General features: G+C 74.0%; 12 protein-coding genes. 6 read left to right on the top strand and 6 right to left on the bottom strand.

From position 1 onward, the window contains the following. Positions 1 to 29: 29 nt before the first annotated feature. From AB0G08_RS09620 to mfd, 4 genes are all read right to left on the bottom strand, one after another. On the bottom strand, positions 30 to 1,649 hold the full coding sequence (locus AB0G08_RS09620) for a DUF885 domain-containing protein (protein WP_358085560.1): 1,620 nt from the start codon (positions 1,647 to 1,649) through the stop codon (positions 30 to 32). 9 nt (positions 1,650 to 1,658) lie between these two features. Beyond that, positions 1,659 to 2,630, bottom strand: coding sequence for a nucleoside triphosphate pyrophosphohydrolase (locus AB0G08_RS09615; protein ID WP_358085558.1), 972 nt, complete (start codon positions 2,628 to 2,630; stop codon positions 1,659 to 1,661). 2 nt (positions 2,631 to 2,632) lie between these two features. Continuing rightward, positions 2,633 to 3,403 carry a hypothetical protein gene (locus AB0G08_RS09610; RefSeq protein ID WP_358085555.1) on the bottom strand — a complete coding sequence of 257 codons (771 nt, stop codon included), beginning with the start codon at positions 3,401 to 3,403 and terminating at the stop codon, positions 2,633 to 2,635. A gap of 72 nt (positions 3,404 to 3,475) precedes the next feature. Continuing rightward, positions 3,476 to 7,126, bottom strand: a complete 3,651-nt coding sequence (gene mfd / locus AB0G08_RS09605; protein WP_358085552.1) for a transcription-repair coupling factor — start codon at positions 7,124 to 7,126, stop codon at positions 3,476 to 3,478. A gap of 150 nt (positions 7,127 to 7,276) precedes the next feature. On the opposite strand from mfd, the gene AB0G08_RS09600 reads away from it, so the two are divergent. Both AB0G08_RS09600 and AB0G08_RS09595 read left to right on the top strand, forming a co-directional pair. Further along, positions 7,277 to 8,197 (top strand): helix-turn-helix domain-containing protein, encoded by a 921-nt coding sequence (locus AB0G08_RS09600; RefSeq protein WP_358085549.1) that lies wholly within the window; start codon positions 7,277 to 7,279, stop codon positions 8,195 to 8,197. A gap of 286 nt (positions 8,198 to 8,483) precedes the next feature. Beyond that, positions 8,484 to 9,401, top strand: a complete 918-nt coding sequence (locus tag AB0G08_RS09595; protein WP_358085546.1) for a cyclase family protein — start codon at positions 8,484 to 8,486, stop codon at positions 9,399 to 9,401. Positions 9,402 to 9,444: 43 nt separating this feature from the next. Here the strand turns inward: AB0G08_RS09595 and AB0G08_RS09590 are convergent, their stop codons facing one another. Further along, complete coding sequence (locus AB0G08_RS09590) at positions 9,445 to 10,485, bottom strand: S66 peptidase family protein (protein WP_358085543.1); 1,041 nt, start codon at positions 10,483 to 10,485, stop codon at positions 9,445 to 9,447. Between the two features lie 84 nt (positions 10,486 to 10,569). Here AB0G08_RS09590 and AB0G08_RS09585 point away from each other — a divergent pair, with 84 nt between their 5' ends. Beyond that, positions 10,570 to 11,607 (top strand): hypothetical protein, encoded by a 1,038-nt coding sequence (locus AB0G08_RS09585; RefSeq protein WP_358085541.1) that lies wholly within the window; start codon positions 10,570 to 10,572, stop codon positions 11,605 to 11,607. A 128-nt stretch (positions 11,608 to 11,735) separates the two neighbouring features. After that, entirely contained in the window at positions 11,736 to 14,522 is a 2,787-nt protein-coding gene (ppc, locus tag AB0G08_RS09580) for a phosphoenolpyruvate carboxylase (RefSeq protein ID WP_358085539.1), read from the top strand. 90 nt (positions 14,523 to 14,612) lie between these two features. Here the strand turns inward: ppc and AB0G08_RS09575 are convergent, their stop codons facing one another. After that, the gene (locus AB0G08_RS09575) at positions 14,613 to 15,377 is read right to left on the bottom strand and encodes a hypothetical protein (protein ID WP_358085536.1); all 765 of its coding nucleotides are present in this window, start codon (positions 15,375 to 15,377) and stop codon (positions 14,613 to 14,615) included. A 126-nt stretch (positions 15,378 to 15,503) separates the two neighbouring features. Between AB0G08_RS09575 and AB0G08_RS09570 the strand changes: the two genes are divergently transcribed. Next, entirely contained in the window at positions 15,504 to 16,682 is a 1,179-nt protein-coding gene (locus tag AB0G08_RS09570; protein WP_358085533.1) for a DNA recombination protein RmuC, read from the top strand. 162 nt (positions 16,683 to 16,844) lie between these two features. Next, positions 16,845 to 20,114, top strand: coding sequence for a S8 family serine peptidase (locus AB0G08_RS09565; protein ID WP_358085529.1), 3,270 nt, complete (start codon positions 16,845 to 16,847; stop codon positions 20,112 to 20,114). Positions 20,115 to 20,222 lie beyond the last annotated feature (108 nt).

Raw genomic sequence — 20,222 nt, 5'->3', positions numbered from 1 at the left:
AGCCCGCCCCTGTCGGCAGGGGCCCTGCCTCACACGCCGAGCAGGGTGCGCAGGTGGCGCGGGGGCGGGCAGTCGTGGGCGAGCATCGCGTCGTGCCAGTCGCGCACCGGCACGTCGGCCGGGCGGGCGGCGGCGATCGCGGCCATCTCGCTGTAGCCGACGAAGTACGTGGAGAGCTGCGTCGAGGTGAGCAGCGCGCGCCGCCACTTGCCGGCCGCCTCCCCCTCCTCCTGGAAGCCCCGCCCGGTCATCAGCGCCATCGCCTCGGCCTCCGGCAGCTCCTCGCAGTGCACGAGCTGGTCCAGCAGCGCGTTGATGGTCATCCGCAGCTGCATCTTGAGCTGCTGCAACCGCACCGGCAGGCCGCCGAAGCCGAGGCCGGCCATCAGCTCCTCCGTGTAGACCGCCCAGCCCTCGATGAAGGGGCCCGACTCGGTCAGCGCGCGGACCCGGGTGGGACCGACGTGCCGGCGGGCGTGGGCGAGCTGGAGGAAGTGCCCCGGCATCGCCTCGTGCACCGTCAGGTTGCGGATCATGTGGTCGTTGTACTCCCGGTAGAACGAGTCGACCCGGTGCGCGGGCCAGTCCGCCGGGGTGGGCGCGATGCAGTAGAAGGTCGGCACGTCCGCCGTCTCCAGCGGGCCGGGCGAGTCGCAGTAGGCGACCGCCACGCCCCGGGCGAACTGCGGCATCTCCTGGATCACGCACGGGTCGTCGACCAGGGTGACCAGGTCGTGGGCGCGCACGAAGTCGGTCGCCTCGTCCAGGGTGACCGAGGCGAGGTCGACGATGGTGTGGTCGTCCGGGTGCTCGGCGGCCAGCAGGTCCAGCGCCCGGCGTACCGTCTCGTCGTCCGCCGCGCCGCCGACCAGCTCGACGGCCGCCGCGCGGATCTCCTCGCCGACCCGGTCCAGGTTGGCCCAGGCCCGGCGCTGGATCTCGGTGGCGCCCAGCTCGGTGTCGAGGGTGTGCCAGAGCCGCGCCTCCCAGCGGCGACGGCCCAGTCGCGGGTCCCGCCCGGGGCCGGCGTCGGCGGCCAGGCCCTGACGCAGCCACGCGACGAACTCCTCCAGCGCCGCGATCGCCGCGGTGGCCGCCGGCTCGACCCGGTCGTACAGGGCGGGGGCCTGCGCGAGCAGCGCCGGTACCTCGTCGCGGACCAGCGCCGCCGTGCCGGTGAACTGCCCGACCGCCGTCTCGGCGTGGATCCGCGGCATGTCGCGCAGCGTCGCGCGCGCGGTCGCCAGCGCGTCCGGTACGGCGGCGAGCCGGCCCGCCAGGCTGGTCAGCCGGACGTCGACCGGGGCGTACGGGCGGGCGAGCAACGCGTGCAGCAGCGGCCCGGGGTTGTGCCGCAGCGGGTCCCACTCGTGCGCCCGGATGTCGCCGGACTCGAACAGCTCCCGGTCCACGAACGAGGTGAGCAGCGCGTGGTCGACGCGCTGCTCGACGTCCAGGGCGTCCGGGTCCAGCTCGGCGAGCGCGTCCGCGGCCTCCTTGAGCATGGCCTGGTCGGCCGCGACCGCCTCGGCGGAGAGGTCCGGCAACCGGTCGTCGTACCGGTGGTCGCCGGTGGAGGTCGCGAGCCCCGGACGGCTCTGGAGCAACGCGTCGACGATCCGCTCCGCGAGCGGCACAAACGATTCCACCCGCCGACCCTACCGGCGTTCGGCGGTCCTCACGGCGTCCGCGTAGGCGAGGGCGGCGCGGCGCAGGGCCGCCTCCGGGTCCAGGCCCGCCTCGCGGGCCGCCGCGACCGTGGCGAGCAGGCTCGCGCCGAGCCGCGCCTCCGGGTCCACCTGGGACTCCGCGAGGGGCGGCGGTACGGCGAGGCCGACCCGCCCGGCGCGCTCCAGGATCTTGGCGGCCAGGGCGAGGGCGGGCTGGCTCAGCGCGATGCCGTCCAGCACCGAGTCACGCGCCTTCTCGGCCCGCTTGATCCGCTCCCAGCTGGCCTCGATCTCCTCCAGGGTGCCCGCCGCCGCGTCGGCGAAGACGTGCGGGTTGCGCCGGACCATCTTGTCGACCAGCCCGCCGGCCACATCGTCGACAGTCCACCGCTCCCCCTCGGGCAGCTCCTCGGCGAGCCGGGCGTGCAGCACCACCTGGAGCAGCACGTCGCCCAGCTCCTCGCGCAGCGCGTCGGTGTCCCCGGCGTTGATCGCGTCGTACGCCTCGTAGCACTCCTCGATCAGGAAGCCGGCGAGGCTGCGGTGGGTCTGTGCCCGCTTCCAGGGGTCGCCGCCCGGCGAGGCCAGCCGGTCCATCACCGCCACCGCGTCGAGCAGCCGGGCGCCCGGCGGGTCCCAGGAGCCGTACATCAGCTCCAGCTCGGCCAGGCCGGGCTCGCGCGCCAGCCGCAGGCCCAGCTCCCGGGCCAGCGACTCGTCGCCGGCCGGGCCGGCCAGCCACACCGCCACGCCGTGCGCCGCCGCCGCGTCGAGCAGCGCCTGCGTCGCCGGGCCGTCGACGACCGTGACCTCGGCGCCCGCCGCGCGGACCGCCGTCGTCAGCTCGCTCTCCGCCCCGGCCAGCACCGGATGCCCGCGTACGACGTCCCAGGCGGCAGCGGTCAGCAGCCCGGCCGGCAGCCGGGGCGAGGTGACGAGCAGGACGATCCGGGCGGGCATGCTCAGCTGTCGGTCCCGCCGGCCGCCTGCGGCGCGCCGGTGGGCAGCGGATCCGGGGTGGAGACGTCGGTAACCGCGTCGGAGCCGGCCTCGCCCAGCGGCACGCTCACCGCCGGCGCGTTGCCGGAGAAGCTCAGCACCGGGAACTCCAGCGGACGGTAGCGGGGGTTGACCGTCACGTCGTAGGCGGCGACCGCCTCGGCCAGCGACTTGCGGGTGGCCAGCGCGGTGCGCAGCTGCTCGCCGTCGAGCTGGCGGGCGGCCGCCTCGTCCGGCACGTCGGCCGGGATGGCGCCCGCCTTGCGGCCCGCCGCCACCACGTCGGCCAGGTCCTGCGCGGTCGGCTCGGCCGGCGCCCCGGTCGGCACGCCGGACAGGCAGTTGTAGAGCTCGGCGACCTGGCGCACGTAGCCGGTGTCGGGCGAGAGGCCGAACTGCTGCGCGAGCTGCGCCGGCGCCACCTGCCCGCGCGCCTGGTAGTTCTTCTCGGCGGAGACCCGCTCGCAGACCTCGGCCAGCACCAGCACGCTGACGACCTGGCCGCGCCCGGGCAGCTGCGGCGCCTGCGCCGGGGGCCGCCCGTCGGGCGCCTCGGGCTGCCCGGTCGGTGCCGGGTTCTTCGCCCGCAGGTCGTCGACGACCCGGGTGACGGCATCCTCGGTGATCCGCAGGTCGCCGACGTAGGCGGCGACACCGGGCTCGGCACGGCAACCGGAGAGGGCGACGAGGCCGAGCGCCACGCTGGCGACGGCGGCAAGACGGCGAGCACGCATGACGGTCACTCTCTCATGCCGCCCGGGGCCCGCGTGACGCCGCCCACCTGTCTGGCCACGCACGTCCTGCGCTCACCGGGCGGAGGCTCCCGCCGTCGCCGGCTCGCCCAGGACGTCGGAGAGGAGCTGGGCGCACCACTCCAGCAGCGCCTGGTCGCGCAGCGGCTCGCCGCCCATCCGCCGGGTGCTCGGCCGGGGCACGCTGACCTGGTCGAGGGCCTGCTTGTAGACCGAGTCCGGGTGGTAGCGCTTGAGCCGCAGCTGCTTCGAGTCGGGCAGCGGCAACGGGCCGAACCGGATGTGCTTGCCCTGCATGGAGACGTCGGTCAGGCCGTAGCGGCGGGCCAGCAGCCGGAACCGGGCCACGGCGACCAGGTTCTGCACCGGGGCGGGCGGCTCGCCGTAGCGGTCCGTCATCTCCGCGACCACCTCGCGCAGTCGCTCCTCGTCGCGGGCCTCGGCGAGCTTGCGGTACATCTCCAGGCGCAGCCGCTCCACGCCCACGTAGTCGTGCGGCAGGTGCGCGTCGATCGGCAGGTCGACCTTGACCTCGGTCTCCTCCTCCGGGCGCTCGCCCTTGAACGCGGAGACCGCCTCGCCGACCATCCGCACGTAGAGGTCGAAGCCGACGCCCTCGATGTGCCCCGACTGCTCGCCGCCGAGCAGGTTGCCGGCGCCCCGGATCTCCAGGTCCTTCATCGCCACGTACATGCCGGCGCCCAGCTCGGTGTGCTGGGCGATGGTGGCCAGCCGCTCGTGGGCGTGCTCGGTGAGCGGCTTCTCCGGCGGGTAGAGGAAGTAGGCGTACGCCCGCTCCCGGCCCCGGCCGACCCGGCCGCGGATCTGGTGCAGCTGGGCCAGGCCGAGCAGGTCGGCCCGCTCCACGATCAGGGTGTTGGCGTTCGGGATGTCGATGCCGGACTCCACGATCGTGGTGCAGACCAGCACGTCGAACTCCTTCTCCCAGAAGCCGACCATGACCTTCTCCAGGGCCTCCTCGCCCATCTGGCCGTGCGCCACCGCGACCCGCGCCTCGGGCACCAGCTCGCGCAGCTTCCGGGCCGTCTTCTCGATCGACTCGACCCGGTTGTGCAGGTAGAAGACCTGCCCGTCGCGCAGCAGCTCGCGGTGGATGGAGGCGGCCACCTGCCGCTCGTCGTACGCCCCGACGAAGGTGAGCACCGGGTGCCGCTCCTCCGGCGGGGTGGCGATGGTCGACATCTCCCGGATGCCGGTGATCGCCATCTCCAGGGTGCGCGGGATCGGGGTGGCCGACATGCTCAGCACGTCGACCGAGGCGCGCATCGTCTTCAGGTGCTCCTTGTGCTCGACGCCGAAGCGCTGCTCCTCGTCGACGATGACCAGGCCGAGCGACTTGAACCGGGTGGCCGCCTGGAGCAGCCGGTGGGTGCCGATGACGATGTCGGCGGTGCCCGCGGCGGCCATCTCCAGGGTCCGCTCGGCCTCCTTCGGCGTCTGGAAGCGGGAGAGCTGCTTGATGGTCACCGGGAACTGGCTCATCCGCTCGGCGAACGTGTTGTAGTGCTGCTGCACCAGCAGCGTGGTGGGCACCAGCACCGCCACCTGCTTGCCGTCCTGCACCGCCTTGAACGCCGCCCGGACCGCGATCTCCGTCTTGCCGTAGCCGACGTCACCGCAGATGAGCCGGTCCATCGGGACGGTCTGCTCCATGTCCCGCTTGACCTCCTCGATGGCGGCGAGCTGGTCCGGCGTCTCCTGCCACGGGAAGGCGTCCTCCAGCTCCCGCTGCCACGGCGTGTCGGGGCCGAAGTTGTGCCCCTTGGAGGCCTTGCGGGCGGCGTAGAGCTGGATGAGCTGGGCGGCGATCTCCTTGACCGCCTTGCGGGCCCGGGCCTTGGACTTCTGCCAGTCCGAGCCGCCCATCTTGTGCAGGGTGGGCTGCTCGCCGCCGACGTAGCGGGAGAGCTGGTCGAGCTGGTCGGTGGGGACGAAGAGCCGGTCGCCGGGCTGGCCGCGCTTGCTCGGGGCGTACTCGATGACCAGGTATTCCCGGGACGCGCCGTTGACGGTGCGCTGCACCAGCTCGACGTAGCGGCCGATGCCGTGCTGCTCGTGCACGACGTGGTCGCCGGCCTTGAGCTCCAGGGGGTCGATCGTGTTGCGCCGCCGGCTCGGCATCTTGCGCATGTCCCGGGTGGAGGTGCCCCGCCCGCCGGTGACGTCGTTGCCGGTGAGCAGCACGAACCGGGACGCCTCGTCGACGAAACCGCTGTTCAGGCTGCCGCAGGCGACCAGCACCTCGCCGGGGGCGGGCGCGGTCGGGATCTCCTCGGTCAGCCGCGCGCCGAGGCCGGCGTCGCGGAGCACCTCGACCGCCCGCTGGGCGGGGCCGTGCCCCTCGAAGACCAGCGCGACCGACCAGCCCTCGCCGGCCCAGCGCGTGAGGTCGTCGACCACCCGGGCGGTCTCGCCGTGGTAGAGCGGGGCCGGCTGCGCGGCCAGGGTCACCGCGATCGCGTCGTCGGGGGTGACGTCGGCCGCCTCCGGCCCGTCCTCCCAGGGCTGCCGCTCCGGGGCGGCCTCCGCCTCGACCAGACCGAACGGCGACAGCGTCCACCAGGGCTGGCGCAGCTTCGCCGCGACGGCGCGTACCTCCGCCAGGGTCTTGAAGGCGGCGGCGCCGAGGTCGACCGGGGCCTGGCCACCGACGGCGGCCGCGGCCCAGCTCGCCTGGAGGAACTCGTCGGAGGTGCGCACCAGGTCGTGCGCCCGGGTGCGGATCCGCTCCGGGTCGCAGAGCAGCACGTGGGTGCCGGCCGGCATGGCGTCCAGCAGCAGCTCCATCGAGTCGGCGCCGATCAGCGCCGGGGCGAGGGACTCCATCCCCTCCACCGGGATGCCCTCGGCCAGCTTGTCGAGGATCTCGGCCAGCTCCGGGTGCTCCTCGGCGAGGGCGGCGGCCCGCTTGCGCACCGACGGGGTGAGCAGCAGTTCCCGGCACGGCGGCGCCCACAGCTGCGGCACCTGCTCGATGGTGCGCTGGTCGGCGACGGCGAAGGTGCGGATCTCCTCCACCTCGTCGCCCCAGAACTCGACCCGCGACGGGTGCTCGTCGGTGGGCGGGAAGATGTCGAGGATGCCGCCGCGCACGGCGAACTCGCCCCGCTTGGTGACCAGGTCGACCCGCGCGTACGCCATGTCGATGAGCCGGCGGGCGACCTCCTCCAGGTCGGCCTCCTGCCCGGCCGCCAGCTGCACCGGCTCCAGGTCGCCGAGCCCCTTCAGCTGCGGTTGCAGCAACGACCGGACGGGTGCCACGACCACCCGCAGCGGACCGGTGCGGCCGTGCGCGTCCGCCGATCCGGGGTGCGCCAGCCGACGCAGCACGGCCAGCCGCCGGCCGACCGTGTCGGAGCGGGGCGACAGGCGCTCGTGCGGCAGCGTCTCCCAGGAGGGGAAGACCGTCACCTGCTCGGGCGGGAGCAGGCTGCCCAGCGCGGCGGCCAGGTCGTCGGCCTCCCGGGTGGTGGCGGTCACAGCGAGCACCGGACGACCCGCGCCGCCGCCCGACCCGCCGTCGCCGGCCTGGTCGGCCGCGACCGCGGCGACCGCGAACGGGCGCAGCGCGGGCGGTGCGGTGATGTCGAGGCCGTCGACCTGCGCGGCACCGGAGCGCGCCAGGTCACGTGCCCGGGCCAGCCCCGGGTCGGCGAGGGCGGCGGTGAACAGACCGGTGAGCATGTGATCACTTCCAGCGGACGACACGACGATCACCCCTCGCCCGGCCGGACGGGGGGTCCACCGGTCGACACTATCTCTCCGGCCGGGCGAGCCACCCCCGCGTACGTTGGATCGACCACGATCCACGACGGCCGCCGAGGAGGAGGATGGATGCCTGAGGGAGTGGGCAGCGACCCACGCCGAACGACCACGCCCTGCCGCCGGCGGGTGCTGGGTGACCCGGCGGGGATCTCGATCTCCATGGTGCGCTGCGGCGTCGAGAAGCGCGGCTGGACGGCACCGACGGCCGCGCTGCGGCACGAGGTCAACCTTGGCTGGTCGGGCGCCTACCGGCGGCGCATCAACGGTCGTACGACGTTCTCGGACGCCACCTCGCTGCTGCTCATCCGGCCAGGCGACGAGATACAGGTGTCCCACCCGCTGGGCCGCGACACGTTCACCTGCCTGCTGATCGAGCCAGCGGTCCTCGACGAACACCGGGACGGGGCGTGCTGGTTGGCGACCTCCGGCTGGGACGGCACCTCGGACACGGCGCTCGACCTGGCACACCGGATGCTCATCACGGAGTTCCGGCGAGGGCTGGACCCGTTCGAGATGGCGGAGCGGCTGCACGACTTCCTCGGCAGGGTGCTCGACTTCGTCAACGCCCGGGCCGAGCCACCGGGAGCGGACCTGCGGCGCGTCGTCAACCAACGCCCCGCCACCGCGGCCGCCCACCGTCGCCTCGCCGACCGGGCCCGGGAGGTGCTCATGGTCCGCGACTTCTCCCTCACGCTCGACCAGGTGGCGCGCGAGGTGGGCGCCTCACCACACCACCTGAGCCGGGTGTTCCAGCGGGTCACCGGCAGCAGCCTCACCGCCTACCGCAACCGGCTGCGGGTCCGGGCGGTGCTGGACACCCTCGCCGAGGCGGACGGGCGGCCGCTGCGCGCCGTGGCGGCGGAGCACGGCTTCGCCGACCAGGCGCACCTCACCCGCGTGCTCCGGGAACACGTCGGCCACCCGCCGGCCCACCTCCGCCGGCTCCTCACCGTGGGCGGCGCCGGCCGGTCCGCTCCGGCGGTCAACTGAGCATCGATCTTCAAGACCCCGGGACCGCCATCGGCCAAGAATGGATCCGTCAGCCGGGACCGGCCGCCGAATCGGCGTCCCGGGGTCACGCGGACCTGTTCGGGGAGGCCCGCGGCTCCACCCCGGCTGCGGCCCGGCGCCGGCGACCCTGCGGCGCCGCCCGCCGGCGGTGCCGTGCACCCCCCTGTACGGCACTCCGGTGGGCCCCGCGGCCCGGCCGGGACGAACAAGGCGGTGCGGGCGGGAAAACCTTGACGGCGCGGACCGGCCATGATCGGCTGCGCTGATGGGCGGACAGTGGCGGGCGCAGTTCGACGCGGAGGTCGTCTTCGCTAACGGCGGTGGGCTGCGGACCGACGGGTTCCGGCTGGACATCCCCGGCCGCGACATCGCCGACGAAGACCTGGCGGCGCTCTTCGTCCGGCACCTCGGACTGCTGATGGTGGCGGAGGTCCGAATCACCGGCAAGACCCTCGTCGAGGAGCCGCACAAGGGCGGCCGGGGCGTGGCCGGCCCGGAAGGCAGGACCGGGAGACGGCTCGTGGAGCTGAGCCATCCGATCACCGACGGCATGACCACCCTGCCGGGCTGGCCGGCGCCGCGGATCACCGAGTGGCTGACCCGGGAGGCGTCCCGGGCCAACTACGCCCCCGGCACGGAGTTCCAGGTGGCGCGGATCGACATGATCGCCAACACTGGCACGTACGTGGACACGCCCGCCCACCGCTTCGCCGATGGCGCCGACCTCGCCGCAACCGGGCTGGACCGCCTCGCCGACCTGCCCGGCGTCGTGGTCCGGGCGCCGGCCGGCACCCGCGCGGTGGACCGGCTGCTGCTGGCGCCGTACGACGTCGCGGGGCGGGCGGTGCTGCTGCACACCGGTTGGTCGACGCACTTCGGCACCGACCGGTACGGCGCGCCGCAGGCGCCGTACCTCACCGGGGACGGCGCCCGGGCCCTGGTCGACGCGGGCGCCGCCCTGGTCGGCATCGACTCGATCAACATCGACGACATGAGTCCCGCGGCGGCCGGCGAGCGCCCGGCGCACAGCGCCCTGCTGGCCGCCGGCGTGCCGATCGTGGAGCACCTGACGGGGCTCGACGCGCTGCCCCCGACCGGCTTCCGGTTCACGGCCGCCCCGCCGATGGTGGCCGGCATGGGCACCTTCCCGGTCCGGGCGTTCGCCGTACTCGACCCCGCCTGACCGACCGCGGACCCGGCGGGGGCGGGGCGCGCGCGAGGGTGGGTCAGTAGCGGACCGAGATGCGGCGCTCGACGGCGTCGACCCGGACCTCGCCGCCGTACGGGACGATCAGCTGCGGGTCGGTGTGGCCGAGGTCGACGTCGAAGACCACCACCGCGTCCGGGCGGTAGGCGGCGAGCGCCCGGGTGACCGCCTCCCGCTGCGCCTGCGCCCAGTCCCGCCGCTCGTCGGGGGTGTGCGGCCGGTCGAAGTCCCACGCCTTCGGCCGGCCCACGAGGACCGCCGGGAAGCCGGCGAGCAGCCCCCGCTCCCCCATGTTGCGCAGGATCCGGAACACCTCGCTGGCCGGGGGCAGTTCCTCCGAGGTCTCGACCATCAGCACCGACCCGGCCAGGTCCCCGGCCGCCGGCACCCGGTCGGCGGCCAGCAGCCAGTGCAGGATCTCCAGGTTGCCGCCCCAGGTGCGCCCCTCGACGACCGTCGACGGCCCCTGCCAGCGCCAGCCCTCGCCCGGGAGCATCTCCGGCTCGTCGGCCAGCGTCGCCGGGTCCCGCCAGTCGTTCGGCCGGTCGCCCCACCGCGGGGCCGGGGCCAGGTCGTACCAGCCGGAGGTGAAGAGGGCCGCGCGCAGCGAGTCGAAGGTCAGCGGGTGCGGGCTGCCCGAGCGGCCGAGGTGCACCAGCACCGACCCGCCGTGGTACGACACGACGCCCAGCCGGTACAGGTGGTTGAGGACGTTGGTGTTGTCGGAGTAGCCGAAGTACGGCTTCGGATTGGCCCGCAGCACGGCGTCGTCCAGGTGCGGGGTGACCGTGATCAGGTCGTCCCCGCCCACCGTGGCGAGCACGGCGGTGACCGTCGGGTCGGCGAAGGCGGCGGTCAGGTCCCGGGCCCGGTCGCGGGGGTCGGCGTCGAGCACCCGGGTGGTCGGGTACTCCACCGGCTCCAGGTCGAACTCCTCGCGCAGCCGGCGCAGCCCCAGCTCGTACACGTGGGGGAAGATCGCCGGCAGGCCGGCGGAGGGCGAGACGACCGCGACCCGGTCTCCCGGTCGGGGCTTGGGGGGATAGTTCGGCGACGTCATGACCGGGACGCTACCGAGCGGCGGAACCGGTTTTCCGGGTCACGAAACGCCACGTACCGGGCAAAGCCACCCTAGGCTGACGGCGTGGACCAGGAGATCCGCGACAGGCTGCCGCGCACCGCCGCGCTGCTGCTCGGCACCCTGGTGCTCGCCACCGCGTTCATCACCGCGTACGTCGGCGCGCTGCACCGGCCCACGCCGCGCGACGTGCCGGTGGGGGTGGTGCGCGGAGACCAGAAGGCGGAGGCCCTCCTCGCCGCCGTACGCAACCAGACCGACACCCTCGAAGCGGTCGGGTACGACGACCCGGGGGCCGCCGACGACGGCCTGCACACCCGCGAGGTGTACGCGGTGCTCGCCACCACCGCCGAGGGCGGGCTGGTCCTGACCACCGCCAGCGCCGCCGCGCCGGCCGCCACCGACGTCGTCGTCCAGGTGCTCGGCACCGCCGCCCGGCAGGCGGAGATGCCGCTGCGGGTCACCGACGACGTGCCGGTGGCCCCGACCGACCCGCGCGGGCTCGTGCCGTTCTACCTGGCCGTCGGATACGTGCTCGGCGGCTACCTCGCCGCCACCGTGCTCGGCCTGGGCAACGGCACGGCCCCGCGCAGCCTGCGCCGCGCCGGGCTGCGGATCGCCGCGCTGGCCGTCTACAGCCTGGTGCTCGGGGCCGTCGGCACGGTCGTGGTCGGGCCGGTCCTGGACGTCTGGGACCACGACCTGGTCGGCGTCGCCGCGAGCGGGGCGCTGACGGTCCTCGCGGCGGCGATGATCGCCTCGGCGGTGCAGGGCTGGCTGGGGCTGTTCGGCACCGGGCTGGTGATCCTGCTGCTGGTCGTGCTCGGCAACCCCGGTTCCGGCGGCATCTACGCCCCCGAGTTCCTCCCCACCTGGCTGCGCGGCATGCACCGGTGGAACGTGCCGGGGCTCGCCACCGACCTGCTCGAATCCGTCGTCTACTTCGACCGCCGGTCGACCGGCTGGCCGCTCGCCGGGCTCACCATCTGGGCGGCGCTGGGCGTGGCGGGTGTGCTCAGCGCCACGCCGTTCCAGGCCCGCCGCCGCGCCGGCCGCCGCACCGCACCCGCCGCCACCAGCGAAGACGCGCCCGGCGCCGGCTGAGACGCGAGGAAGGTGCGCCTCCCGCGCCACGGACGATTGCAAGGGTCCCCTCCTCCCCGGCGGGGGTCGCGGATACGATCCAGGGAGTCGGACAGCGCTGTCCTTCGTACTCGCGTAAGGAGCGCATCGTGACCGACCAGCACGACCACGACGGCCCCGACGCCGCCCTCCGGGCCGACATCCGCCGCCTCGGCACCCTGCTCGGGCAGACCCTCGCCCGCCAGGAGGGCCGGCCGCTGCTCGACCTCGTCGAGGAGATCCGCGCCCAGGTGCGCTCCGACGCGCCCGCCGCCGCGCAGCGCCTCGCCGGCCTGGACGTCACCACCGGCACCAAGCTGGCCCGCGCCTTCTCCACCTACTTCCACCTGGCCAACATCACCGAGCAGGTGCACCGGGCCCGGGAACTGCGCCGCCGCCGGGCGGTCCAGGGCGGCTGGCTGGACCAGGCGGCCAAGATGATCGCCGAGCGCGGGGTGCCGGCGGAGGAGATCGCCGCGGCGGCCCGGCGGCTGGCGGTACGGCCCGTCTTCACCGCCCACCCGACCGAGGCGGCCCGCCGGTCGATCCTGTCGAAGCTGCGCGCCATCGCCGACGAGCTGGACACCGAGACCGCCAACGCGATCCTCTACGGCGCCAGCGACGAGGGCCCGGCCAACCGCCGCCTCGCCGAGCTGCTCGACCTGATGTGGCAGACCGACGAGCTGCGGCTGGACCGGCCGGACCCGACCGACGAGGCCCGCAACGCCATCTACTACCTGCGCGACCTGTACGCCGAGGCCGCCCCGCAGGTCCTCGACGACCTCGCCGACACGCTGCGCACCCTCGGCGTGGAGACCTCCCCGACCGCCCGGCCGTTGTCCTTCGGCACCTGGATCGGCGGCGACCGCGACGGCAACCCGTTCGTCACGCCGGCCGTGACCCGCGAGGTGCTGACCATCCAGCACGAGCACGGCATCGCGGCCACCGAGAAGGCGATGGACCACCTGATCGACGAGGTGTCGGTGTCCCGGCGGCTGCGCGGGGTGTCGCTCGACCTCTCCGCCAGCCTCGCCACCGACCTGGACGCGCTGCCCGAGGTGGCGGCCCGGTTCCGCCGGGTCAACGCCGAGGAGCCCTACCGACTCAAGGCCCGCTGCGTGAAGGCGAAGCTGGCCAACACCCGGCAGCGGCTGCGCCAGGGCACGGCGCACGTGCCCGGGCGGGACTACCGCGGCTCCGCCGAGCTGGTCGCCGACCTGGAGCTGCTGCGCGCCTCGCTGGCCCGCAACGCCGGCCAGCTCACCGCCGTGGGCCGGCTCGCCTCGACCATCCGTACGGTCTCCGCGTTCGGGCTGCACCTGGCGACCATGGACGTCCGGGAGCACGCCGAGGCGCACCACGCGGTGCTCGCCCAGCTCTACGCGGCCGTCGGCGAGGTCCCCGACTACCCGTCGCTGAGCCGGCTGGAGCGGACGAAGCTGCTCGCCGACGAGCTGACCGGCCGCCGGCCGCTCTCCACGCTGGACACCCCGCTGACCGAGGCGACCCGCAAGACGTTCGACGTGTTCGGCACCATCCGCGAGGCGCAGGACCGGTTCGGCAACGAGGTCATCGAGTCGTACATCGTCTCGATGACGCTCGGGGTCGACGACGTGCTCGCCGCGGTGGTGCTGGCCCGCGAGGCCGGCCTGATCGACGTGCACAGCGGCCGGTCCCGGATCGGCTTCGTGCCGCTGCTGGAGACCCCGTCCGAGCTGAACGCCGGCGGCGAGCTGCTCGACGAGCTGCTCTCGCTGCCGGCGTACCGGGCGCTGGTGGCGGCGCGCGGCGACGTGCAGGAGGTGATGCTGGGCTACTCCGACTCCAACAAGGAGGCCGGCATCACCACCAGCCAGTGGTCGATCCACCGGGCCCAGCGCGCGCTGCGCGACGTGGCCGCCCGGCACGGCGTGCACCTGCGGCTCTTCCACGGTCGCGGCGGCACGGTGGGTCGCGGCGGCGGGCCGACGCACGAGGCGATCCTGGCCCAGCCGTACGGCACCCTGGACGGCGCGATCAAGGTGACCGAGCAGGGCGAGGTCATCTCCGACAAGTACTCCCTGCCGTCGCTGGCGCGGGAGAACCTGGAGCTGACGCTGGCCGCGGTGCTCCAGGCCACCCTGCTGCACACCGCGCCCCGCCAGCCCGCCGAGATGCTGGAACGCTGGGACGCCACGATGGAGCTGGTCTCCGACTCGGCCTTCCGGTCGTACCGGTCGCTGGTCGAGGACCCGGACCTGCCCGCGTACTTCTGGGCGTCGACGCCGACGGAGCTGCTCGGCGCGCTCAACATCGGCTCCCGGCCGGCGAAGCGGCCGAACACGGGGGCCGGGCTCGCCGGGCTGCGCGCCATCCCGTGGGTGTTCGGCTGGACCCAGACCCGGCAGATCGTGCCCGGCTGGTTCGGGGTCGGCTCCGGCCTGGCCGCGGCCCGGGAGGCGGGGCTGGAGGACGTGCTGGCCGAGATGCACCGCAACTGGCACTTCTTCCGCACGTTCCTGTCGAACGTCGAGATGATGCTCACCAAGACCGACCTCAGCATCGCCCGCCGGTACGTCGAGACGCTGGTGCCGAAGAAGCTGCACCCGATCTTCCACAAGATCGAGCAGGAGTACGAGCTGACCAAGCGGGAGGTGCTGGCGGTGACCTCCTCGCCGGCCCTGCTCGAGAGCTCCCCGGTGCTCCAGCGCACCCTGGCCGTCCGCGACACCTACCTGGAGCCGCTGCACCACCTCCAGGTGGCCCTGCTGCGCCAGTACCGGGAGTCCGGGGCGGCGGGCCGGGCGGTGGCCACCGCGCCGGGCGGCCGGCGGGCGCCGAGCGACGGTACGGCGCTGGAGCGCGCGCTGCTGACCACGGTCAACGGCATCGCCGCCGGCATGCGCAACACGGGCTGAGACGTGCGGAGGGCACCTTCCTGACGCTGCTCGCGCAGGAAGGTGCCCTCCCGGGCGCGGCAACCGGCGGTCCCGGCCCGCGCCGTCGGCCTACCAGTCGCCGCCGCCGCCGAAGTCCCCGCCACCGAAGTCGCCACCGCCGAAGTCCCCGCCCCCGAAGCCGCCGCCCCCGGCGTCGCCGCCGGCCTCACCGCCCTGCTCGCCGTAGCCGGAGGCGTCCCCGAAGCCCTCCTGGTAGCCGTATCCGGGATCGGCGAAGCCGGGCGAGAAGAGCGCGTCGGCGATCAGGATGCCGCCGAGGACCCCCGCGCCGGCGCCCAGCGCGGTCTTCCACCACGGGGTGGAGTACCAGCCCGCCGGCACCGGCCGGCCCTGGTAGCGCCCGCCGGGGTAGTAGTAGGGGGTGTCCCGGCCGGGCTGCGGGCCGGCCTTGAACGTCTGCCCCTGCACGTCGACCTGACGCTCCCGGGTGAGCTGTCCCACGCCCTGCGCGGCGGCCAGCGGGGGCAGCTCGGGGCCGGGGTCGATGCCGAGCGCCACCCGGGCCGCCCGCGCGTAGGTCAGCCCCTCCAGCGCGGTCTCCCGGGCCAGCCGGTACTGCTCGACGCTGCGGGCCTGCTCCAGCTGGCTGCCGGCCGCGTTGTAGCGCTCCCCGGCGTCGACCAGCGCCTGCCGCACGGCCGGGTGGTCGCCGTGCAGGTTCATCACCTGGCCGCCGAGGCGCTCGTACCAGCGCTGGGCGTCGGCCCGCGCGTCGGCGAGGCGCCGGGCCTCCCGGGCGGCGCTCTCCCGGCGCCACCAGAGGAACGCACCCACCAGCAGCACCACGAGGATGAGCAGCGGCAGATATCTCATGTCTGCGACGTTACCCAGGCCAGGCCAGCGGCACGCCTCCGATCGGCGCAGCGCGGCGCCGCCGGGCGGGGGCGCTCTGAGAGCGGCGCGCCGGCGGGCGGCGCGCCGGTCTGGCAAGCTCCGGGGGTGGACTTCTCGACGCTGGCCGTGGTGATCGTCTGCCTCGCCGCCGGGGGTGCGGCGGGCTGGTACGCCGCCCGGACCCGCTCGGCGACCGAGATCGCCCGGCTGGACGCCACGCTGCGGGCCACCCGGGAGGGCGAGGGCCGCCTGGAGCAGTCCATGCGGGCGCTGAGCTACGAGGCCACCGCGCAGTCCCAGGAGGCGGTGGCCCGCGCCGTCGCCCCGCTGCACGACACGCTGCGCCGCTACGAGCAGCGGGTCGCCGAGCTGGAGCACGACCGGGTCGACGCGTACGCCGAGCTGCGCGAGCAGGTCCGTGCGATGAGCACGGTCTCGGGCGAGTTGCGTACCGAGACGAAACAGCTGGTGGCGGCCCTGCGGGCACCCCAGGTGCGGGGCCGCTGGGGCGAGCACCAGTTGCGCCGGATCGTCGAGGCGGCCGGCCTGCTGGAGCACTGCGACTTCTCCGAACAGGTCACCGCCGCCACCGACCACCAGGGGGTCCGCCCCGACCTGGTGGTCCGGCTGCACGGCGGCCGGTCGGTCGTGGTGGACGCCAAGGCGCCGTTCGACGCCTATCTGACAGCGATGGAGGCCCGCGACGAGCGGGGCCGGAACACGCACCTCGACGCGCACGCGAAGCACCTGCGCGCGCACGTGGACGCGCTGGCCGCCAAGACCTACTGGGCCGCGTTCGACAGCACGCCGGAGTTCGTGGTGCTCTTCGTGCCGGCCGACCCGTTCCTCGACGTCGCGTTGCAACGCGACCCGACGCTGCTGGAGCACGCGTTCGCCCGCAACGTGGTGCTGGCGACCCCGGCCACCCTGGTCGCGCTGCTGCGTACGGTCGCCTACTCGTGGCGGCAGGAGGCGCTGGCGCGCAACGCGGTGGCGGTGCACTCGCTCGCCCGGGAGCTCTACGGGCGACTGTCGACCCTGGGCGAGCACGTCGGCAAGCTCGGCGCGTCGCTCGGCGGCGCGGTGACCGCGTACAACCGGGCGGTCGGGTCGCTGGAGGCGCGCGTGCTGGTCAGCGCCCGCAAGCTCGCCGAGCTGGGGGTCTCCGACCAGGAGCTGGCCGCACCGGCGCAGGTTGAGCTGACCCCTCGTCAGCCGCAGGCTCCTGAGCTGCTCGAAACCGCCGAGGCCGAGCCGACGACCGGACGGTCGACACTGGACTGACGGCCGATACCTACCACCACCGATGTGACAATGGACATCCACCCATGTCACGAAGTGGTCACAACGAACTCGGCGGTAGTGACAGTGACCAGCGGCAGCGCGAAGGATTCGCCTCACGCGTGCCCTGCATCTGAGGGCCCTGTTCTCTGGAGGAAAGAGAACGTGAGCAAACCCCGAAACCTGAGCCGGCGGACATCCGCCGCGCTCTTCGCGTCGGTCGTGGCGGCCAGCGCCGTGACCGTGGCTGGCGGCGCCGCCACCGCGGGCGCCGCGCCCACCGCCGCACCCGACGCGTCCCAGGCCACCCCCGTGGAGGCACTGGGCTCGCACGACGCCAAGCTGCTCGCCGAGGCGGAGGCGAAGAAGGCCCCGACCGTCACGCTGATCGTGGCCACCAAGAAGGGCGAGGCGAAGGACGTCGCCGCCGACCTCAAGAACCTGGGTGCCGCCGTCACCGAGCGGTACGACAGCATCGGCTACGTCCTGGCCAAGGTCCCCACCGCCAAGGTGGTGAAGGCGGCCACGCTGCCCGGCGTCTCCGCCGTGGACCTCGACGAGACCATCCAGTTGCCCGACCCGACGCCCGAGGTCGCCCCCTCCGGCAAGAAGGCGGCGAAGCAGGCCGCAACCCTGCCCGGTCCCGGCGCCGACACCCAGGCCGCCAACCCCTACATGCCGACGAACGAGATCGGCGCGGTCGACTTCGTGGCGGACAACCCCCAGTGGGACGGCCGCGGCGTCACGATCGGCATCATGGACTCCGGTGTGGACCTCGGCCACCCGGCGCTGCAGAAGACCACCACCGGCGAGCGGAAGATCGTCGACTGGGTCACCGCCACGGACCCGTTCGAGGACGCCACCTGGCGCCCGATGCTCACCGCGGTGACCGGTCCGACGTTCACCTCCGGCGGCGCGACGTGGACGGCCCCGGCAGGCAGCTACCGGTTCAACCGGTTCAGCGAGTCGATCACGGCCGCCAGCGACCCGGCCGGTGACGTCAACCGCGACGGGGACCGGACCGACACGTTCGGCATCCTCTACGACCCGGCCACCAACAACATCTGGGTGGACGTCAACCAGAACAACAACTTCACCGACGACGCCGTGATGCGGCCGTACAAGGAGAAGTTCGACGTCAACCACTTCGGCACCGACAACCCGGCCACCCCGGTGGCCGAGCGGATCCCGTTCGTGGTCGAGTACCGCGAGGACGTGGACACCGCCCCCGTCGGCGGCCCCGGCCTGGTGGACTACGTCAACATCGGCATCGTCGAGAGCACCCACGGCACCCACGTCGCCGGCATCACCGCCGCCAACGACATGCTCGGCAACGGCGCCTTCGACGGTGCCGCGCCCGGTGCCAAGCTGGTCTCCGCCCGGGCCTGCTCGTGGGGCGGCGGCTGCACCTACGCCGCCCTCACCACCGGCATGGCCGACCTGGTGATCAACCGCAAGGTCGACGTGATCAACATGTCGATCGGCGGCCTGCCGGCGCTGAACGACGGCAACAACGCCCGCGCCGAGCTCTACAACAACCTGATCACCACCTACGGCGTGCAGATGTTCATCTCGGCCGGCAACTCCGGCCCGGGCCTGAACACCATCGGCGACCCGTCGGCCTCCGCCAACGTGGTCAGCGTCGCGGCGAGCATCAGCAGGGACACCTGGCTGGCCAACTACGGCTCCGTGGTGAAGAAGAAGAACGCGCTGTTCAACTTCTCCTCCCGTGGCCCGCGTGAGGACGGCGGCTTCAAGCCGAACATCGCCGCCCCCGGCTCGGCCATCTCCACCGCCCCGACCTGGCAGCTCGGCAACGCGGTCCCCGAGGCCGGCTACGCGCTGCCCCCGGGCTACGCGATGCTGAACGGCACCTCGATGGCCTCCCCGCAGGCCGCCGGCGCCGCCGCGCTGCTGCTGTCGGCCGCCAAGGCGACCGACAAGGGCGTCACTCCGGCCGCGCTGCGCCGGGCGATCTACAGCTCGGCCAAGCCGATCAAGGACGTCCCGACGTACGGCCAGGGCTACGGCATGTTCAACGTGCCGGGCGCGTGGAAGCTGCTGCGCAAGGGCGTGGAGACGCGCTCCTACACCTCCGAGGCTCCGGTCTGCACCGTCCTGTCCGGTCAGCTGAGCACCCCGAACCGGGGCACCGGCCTCTACAACCGTTGCGCCTCCGCCGAGGGTGGGCAGCGGGTCGGCCAGTCGAAGAGCTACCAGGTCCAGGTCACCCGCACCAGCGGGCCGGCCGGCACCGTGAAGCACGACGTGGGCCTGCGCGGCAACGACGGCACCTTCAAGGCGCCGAAGACCGTCCCGCTCCCGCTGAACAAGACCGTCACCATCTCGGTCACCGCCAAGCCCGCCACCGCCGGCGCGCACGGCGCGATCATGACGATCGACGACCCGGCCACCTCGGTCGTCGACTTCGAGGTCTCCACCGTCGTCGTCGCCTCCAACGACGTGCAGAAGCCGGACTTCTCCTTCTCGGCCGAGGGCTCGGTCGACCGGAACAGCTTCACCTCGTACTTCGTGACGGTTCCGCCGGGCACGGGCGCCCTCCAGGTGAACCTCTCCGGCATCGCCACCGGTTCGCAGACCCGGTTCATCGCCTTCAACCCGTACGGCGTCCCGGTGGAGAGCACCTCCAGCCTCGCCTGCTACACCAACTTCTCCGACGCCAACGCCTGCAAGCCGCAGGAGCGCGACTACCAGAACCCGATCGCCGGGGTCTGGGAGATCGAGGTGGAGTCCCGTCGGACCTCGCCGTCGCTGAACAACCCGTTCCAGCTCACGGCGCGGGTGCAGGGTGTCGCGGTCGAGCCGGCCGTGGTCGAGCTGCCGTCGGTCACCGCCGGTGCGGCGACCCCGGTGACCTGGTCGCTGACCAACACCTTCGGCCCGGTCGCGGTGACCGGCCAGGGCGGCCCGCTCTCCAGCGTCCACGCTGAGCGGCCGACCATCGCCGAGGGCGCGTCGCAGGAGTACACCGTGGAGGTGCCGGCGGGCGCGACCCGCTTCACCGCCCGGATCGGCAACCCGGCCAGCGCCGCGGCCGACCTCGACCTCTACGTCTTCCGCGGCACCGCGGAGGTCGGTCGGGCCGCCGACGGCGACTCCGAGGAGGCCGTGACCCTCAACAACCCGCCGGCGGGCACCTACCGGGTGGTCGTCGAGGGCTACGCCGTGGACGGGGCCGGTGGCAGCACCGCGTACGACTACCGGGACTCGTTCTCGGCGGCGGCGCTGGGCAGCCTCTCGGCGCCCGCCACCCCGCTCGACCTGGCCCACGGCGCCACCGCCACCCTCACCGGTACGGTGACCGCCCAGTCCACCCCGGTCGCCGGTCGGGCGCTCTTCGGTGAGCTGTCCGTGGTGACCACCGAGGGCGCGGTCGTCGGCCGCGGCGCCGTCTCCATCGGCACCGTGAACTGACCCGTCCCGCACCGGAACACCGGAGCCCGCCCCCACCCGGGGGCGGGCTCCGCCCGTTTCGGTGATCAGTGCCGCGGCACACGGGCTCGGGACGTTCCGCGCGCGACC

Source organism: Micromonospora sp. NPDC023644 (assembly GCF_040640115.1).
In the GTDB taxonomy this organism is placed as follows: Bacteria; Actinomycetota; Actinomycetes; order Mycobacteriales; family Micromonosporaceae; genus Micromonospora.
Note: the sequence above shows the minus strand (reverse complement) of the source record. Positions and strands in the feature narration are given on the sequence as shown.